Origin of the sequence: Carboxydocella sp. ULO1 (assembly GCF_002049255.1) — a bacterium.
Lineage (GTDB): Bacteria > Bacillota.
Genome location: NZ_BDLQ01000067.1, coordinates 1 through 4,632, shown reverse-complemented (window position 1 = coordinate 4,632; position 4,632 = coordinate 1). Strand labels below are relative to the sequence as shown.

Here is a 4,632-nt window from a genome sequence, read left to right as displayed (position 1 = left end):
GTTTTGCGCTAAAAACCCTTTCCTATACACCTTTTTCTGGGGTAAATTTATTTTCGTCCTTCCGCTAATCCCTTGGCCTGTCAGGATTATCTGACAACGCAATTAGCTCAGATGTATGCAAGATACTTGCGCGGTTAAACCTAACAGTGGAGGAGGTGTATCCCTTGGTGAGAGAAGAAATTTTGCCAGCTGAAATAGCCGCCCCTGTTTTCATCTCTCCTTATCTGGAGCCCTATCCCGAGCCCTGGCCGGTACCGGTCGGTATCTCTGCCCGCCATATCCATTTAACCCAGCGCGACCTGGAGGAACTGTTTGGCCCCGGCTATCAGCTCACTCCGGCCAAACCCCTCAGTCAACCGGGCCAGTATGCCGCCCAGGAAACCCTCACTCTGGTCGGCCCTAAGGGTGTCCTGGAGGAAGTGCGGATTTTAGGTCCCTGCCGCCCTTATAACCAGGTGGAACTCTCCGGCACCGATGCTTATCAGCTGGGACTGGAACCACCCATTCGGGATTCCGGGGATCTGGATGGTACTCCCGGCATCGTTCTGGTGGGACCCCGGGGTTCTGTCGACCTGCCTTTTGGGGTTATCAAGGCCGCACCCCACCTGCATCTGGACCCGGCTACCGCCCGGCAGCATGGCCTGGAAGACGGGGATCGCCTGCAGATATTAGCAGAAGGGGAAAAAGAAGTGGTATTCAATAACGTCCTGGTCAGGGTTTCCAGGGATTATCTGCCCGACTTTCATCTCGATACCGATGAGGCCAATGCTGCCGGGATTAGACAGGGACAACAGGTTCTAGTGATCGCAAAAAGACTATTGCCTGCTTAATGGATTCTGGTATATAATGAAAAAAAGCAATAGTGATACTACCTGGGGGTGCTCGTTGAGCCGGGCTGAGAAGGACGGGCGATGAACCGTTCTAACCCTTTGAACCTGAGACGGATAATACCGGCGGAGGGAAGGTAGGTGAAAAGATCAGCGCTTTTTGCTTACACTGCACCTGACCGACCCGGTCAGGTGCTTATTTCTTAGGGGAGGAGGATGTGCATGAAAAAACTGGATTTATCCCTGTATGTAATCAGCGGCCAGCATCTGGCTCAGGGCAGGGAATTGCTGGCAGTGATGGAAGCTGCCCTGGTCGGTGGAGCCACCGTGATACAGCTGCGGGAAAAGAATCTGTCCGGCCGCGAGCTGGTAGCTGCTGGTCTGGCCCTCAAGGAACTGGCCCACCGCTATGGAGCCACCTTTATCGTCAACGACAGGGTGGATATTGCTCTGGCCGTTGATGCCGATGGTGTGCATTTAGGCCAGGATGACCTGCCGGTTACCATGGCCCGGCAAATCATGGGACCAGATAAGATCATCGGCCTTTCCACCCATTCCTGGGAACAGGCCCTGGCTGCCAGTAAACTGCCGGTAGACTATATCGGGGTTGGACCCGTTTTCCCCACCAGTTCCAAACCCGATGCGGAAAAACCTGTAGGCCTGAGCCTGGTACAGCGTGTAGCCCGGGAATTATCTGTCCCCTTTGTTGCCATCGGGGGTATTAATGCCGGTAATATCCAGCAAGTACTGGCTGCCGGTGCCCGCAATGTAGCTGTCATATCCGCTGTGGTAGCCGCCCCTGATGTAACAGCTGCCGCCCGGGAGCTGAAAAATTTCGTGGCCGGAGGTAGAAAGGCATGAATAACTCACGTTTTGAACGCCAGCTGGTGATGCCGGAAATCGGCCCGGAAGGGCAGGCCAAATTAAAACAGGGTCGGGTGCTGGTTATCGGCTGCGGGGGCCTGGGCTCGGCCGTTACCTATTACCTGGCTGCTGCCGGTGTCGGCACCCTGGGGCTGGCCGATAATGATCGGGTTGAAGACTCCAACCTCAATCGTCAGATTTTACATGGCAGTCACCGCCTGGGTTGGCCCAAGACCACCTCGGCCGCCCGCACTCTGCAGGACTTTTATCCCGATTTACAGGTTAACCTGCACCAGGAGCGCATTACCGCTGATAATCTGTTGACCCTGGTCCGGGAGTACCAATATGATTTTGTTATTGATGCCAGTGATAACTTCGATACCAAATTCCTGATCAATGACCTCTGTGTTCAAGCGGGAATCCCCTTTTCCCACGCCGGTGTCCTGGCCTGGGAAGGGCAAACTCTGACCTGGGTGCCAGGCGGCCAGACTCCTTGTCTGCGTTGCTTCTTCCAGGCGGCTCCCCCGCCGGAAATTACTCCCACCAGCAAAACGGTGGGAATTCTGGGTGCCGTCGCCGGTACCCTGGGAACCATCCAGGCCCAGGAAGCGATAAAGTTTTTGCTGGGTGCCGGCCAGCTCTTGACCGGACGTTTGTTCATTTTTGATGGCCTCGACATGACGGCCCGCACCCTGCCCTTTGCCGTTAAGCCTGAATGCATCTGTCAAAGGAGGTAGGTTTTATGGTGGAAATTCTCCTGAACGGCCAACCGACTTCGATTGAAGCGGGCACTACTATCGCCGCCTTACTGGCCAGCAAAAACCTCAATCCCCAGCTGGTGGTTGTGGAAGTAAATCGGGAAATTATCGACCGCAACCGCTTCGCAGAAGTGGCATTAAATCCGGGCGATCAGGTGGAAATCGTGAAATTTTTAGGAGGAGGTTAAGACTATGGCTGATCAGTTGCAAATCGGTCGCTATACTCTCAATAGCCGGCTCTTTATCGGCAGTGGCAAATTGCCCCATACCCTCATGCCGGAAGTAATTGCCGCCGCCGGGGCTCAGGTTGTTACCGTAGCTCTGCGGCGGGTGGACTTTACCCACCCGGAAGATAATATCCTGGATTATCTTCCCAAAGACATTATCCTCATGCCCAATACTTCCGGAGCCCGTAATGCCGAGGAAGCGGTGCGCCTGGCCCGTCTGGCCCGTGCAGCCGGTTGCGGTGACTGGATTAAAATTGAAGTAATCCCCGACCAGAAATATTTGTTGCCTGATAATTACGAAACTTTAAAAGCGACGGAAATTCTGGCCAAAGAAGGCTTTACCGTTCTGCCCTATATGTCTCCTGACCTGATGATGGCCAAAGCCATGGAAGCAGCCGGAGCTGCCGCTGTCATGCCCCTGGGTGCCCCTATTGGTACTAACCGGGGCCTGAAAACCAGAGAGCTGATTGGCATTATGATCGAGGAGTGCCAGGTTCCAGTGATTGTGGATGCCGGGATCGGCCGTCCCTCCCATGCTGCTGAAGCCCTGGAAATGGGCGCCGCTGCCGTCCTGCTCAATACTGCCATAGCCACTGCCCGGGACCCGGTGGCAATGGCTGCTGCCTTCCGGCAGGCGGTAGAAGCGGGACGAACAGCTTATCTGGCCGGACTGGGTCCGGAATCCAGCCTGGCCCGGGCCAGCTCCCCCCTGACCGGTTTCCTGGATTGAGGTGAATAAAAATGAGTTTTTTCGATTATGCTCAAACCTATACCGCCGCCAATCTGGAAGAACGGCTGACAACTGCCCGTCCGGAACAAATCAGGGCCTTGCTGGGCAAAAACTCCCTCCATCCCCTGGAGTTTTTGCTCCTGCTCTCCCCCGCTGCCGGCGGACTACTGGAAGAAATGGCCCAGCGGGCCCATGCCCTGACCATGAAACATTTTGGTCGTAATATCCTTTTATATACACCCCTCTATCTCAGCAATTACTGTGTTAACAAATGCACTTATTGCCATTTTCATGCCGGTCAATCCCTGCCCCGACGTACTCTGACCAGGGAAGAGGTCTGGCAAGAGGGGCAAACTCTGGCTGCCGCCGGATTTCGCCATCTCCTGCTGTTAACCGGCGAATCGCGCCGCCATGCCAGTCTGGAGTATCTGGCTGAATGTATTAACATACTAAAACCCTATTTCTCCTCTCTGGGACTGGAAGTTTACCCTCTGACCGAGGCGGAATACCGGCAGATGGTAACAGCCGGGGCAGACAGTTTGACCATCTATCAGGAAGTATATGATCCTGAGCTTTATGCCCGCTATCATCTGGCCGGGCCCAAAAAGGATTACCATTTCCGGCTGGACGCACCGGAACGAGCTTGCCGGGCGGGCATGCGCCGGGTCAACCTGGGTGCTCTGCTGGGCCTGGGACCATGGCGGATGGAAGCCTTTCTGGCTGGACTGCATGCCTATTACTTGCAAAAAAAATACCCGGAAGTGGAAATCGCTCTTTCAGTTCCCAGGTTAAGACCACTGCCAGGCAGTCAGCCCCCCTATCCGGTCAGTGACCGGGAATTAGTCCAAATAATCCTGGCTTTTCGTCTTTTTCTGCCCCAGGCTGGCCTAACCCTCTCCACCCGAGAGCGAGCAGAATTGCGGGATCACCTGGTGCCTCTAGGTATCACTTCTATGTCCGCCGGTTCCAAAACCACTGTTGGGGGTTATGCCGTAGAAGCCGATGCCAGCGCTGGACAGTTCAGTGTTGCTGATGAAAGACCTGTAGAAGAAATAAAAAGGATGTTGTTAAGTAAAGGCTATCAGCCGGTCTTTAAGGACTGGCCCCGTTTTTGTTAGAGCTAATTGCGTTGTCAGATAATCCTGACAGGCCAAGGGATTAGCGGAAGGACGAAAATAAATTTACCCCAGAAAAAGGTGTATAGGAAAGGGTTTTTAGCGCAAAAC

The 4,632-nt window shown here is 54.4% G+C and carries 6 protein-coding genes and 1 riboswitch; all 6 genes read left to right on the top strand.

What is annotated here, in order from left to right; genetic code table 11:
* Positions 1–167 precede the first annotated feature (167 nt).
* The 6 genes from pduL (at position 168) to thiH (ending at position 4,524) form a co-directional block, all read left to right on the top strand.
* Entirely contained in the window at positions 168–830 is a 663-nt protein-coding gene (pduL, locus tag ULO1_RS09175) for a phosphate propanoyltransferase (protein ID WP_307167941.1), read from the top strand.
* Positions 831–864: 34 nt separating this feature from the next.
* A riboswitch (TPP riboswitch) is annotated at positions 865–979 on the top strand.
* Positions 980–1,049: 70 nt separating this feature from the next.
* Positions 1,050–1,688 (top strand): thiamine phosphate synthase, encoded by a 639-nt coding sequence (gene thiE / locus ULO1_RS09170; RefSeq protein WP_107753206.1) that lies wholly within the window; start codon positions 1,050–1,052, stop codon positions 1,686–1,688.
* The gene (locus tag ULO1_RS09165) at positions 1,685–2,428 is read left to right on the top strand and encodes a HesA/MoeB/ThiF family protein (protein ID WP_079907077.1); all 744 of its coding nucleotides are present in this window, start codon (positions 1,685–1,687) and stop codon (positions 2,426–2,428) included. The genes thiE and ULO1_RS09165 overlap by 4 nt, the downstream gene beginning before the upstream one ends.
* Before the next feature lie 5 nt (positions 2,429–2,433).
* Positions 2,434–2,637, top strand: a complete 204-nt coding sequence (gene thiS / locus ULO1_RS09160; protein WP_200803466.1) for a sulfur carrier protein ThiS — start codon at positions 2,434–2,436, stop codon at positions 2,635–2,637.
* 4 nt (positions 2,638–2,641) lie between these two features.
* A complete protein-coding gene (locus ULO1_RS09155; RefSeq protein ID WP_078665055.1) occupies positions 2,642–3,406 on the top strand; it encodes a thiazole synthase in 765 nt (254 codons plus the stop codon).
* Between the two features lie 11 nt (positions 3,407–3,417).
* The gene (gene thiH, locus ULO1_RS09150; RefSeq protein WP_078665054.1) at positions 3,418–4,524 is read left to right on the top strand and encodes a 2-iminoacetate synthase ThiH; all 1,107 of its coding nucleotides are present in this window, start codon (positions 3,418–3,420) and stop codon (positions 4,522–4,524) included.
* The last annotated feature ends 108 nt before the right edge of the window (positions 4,525–4,632 follow it).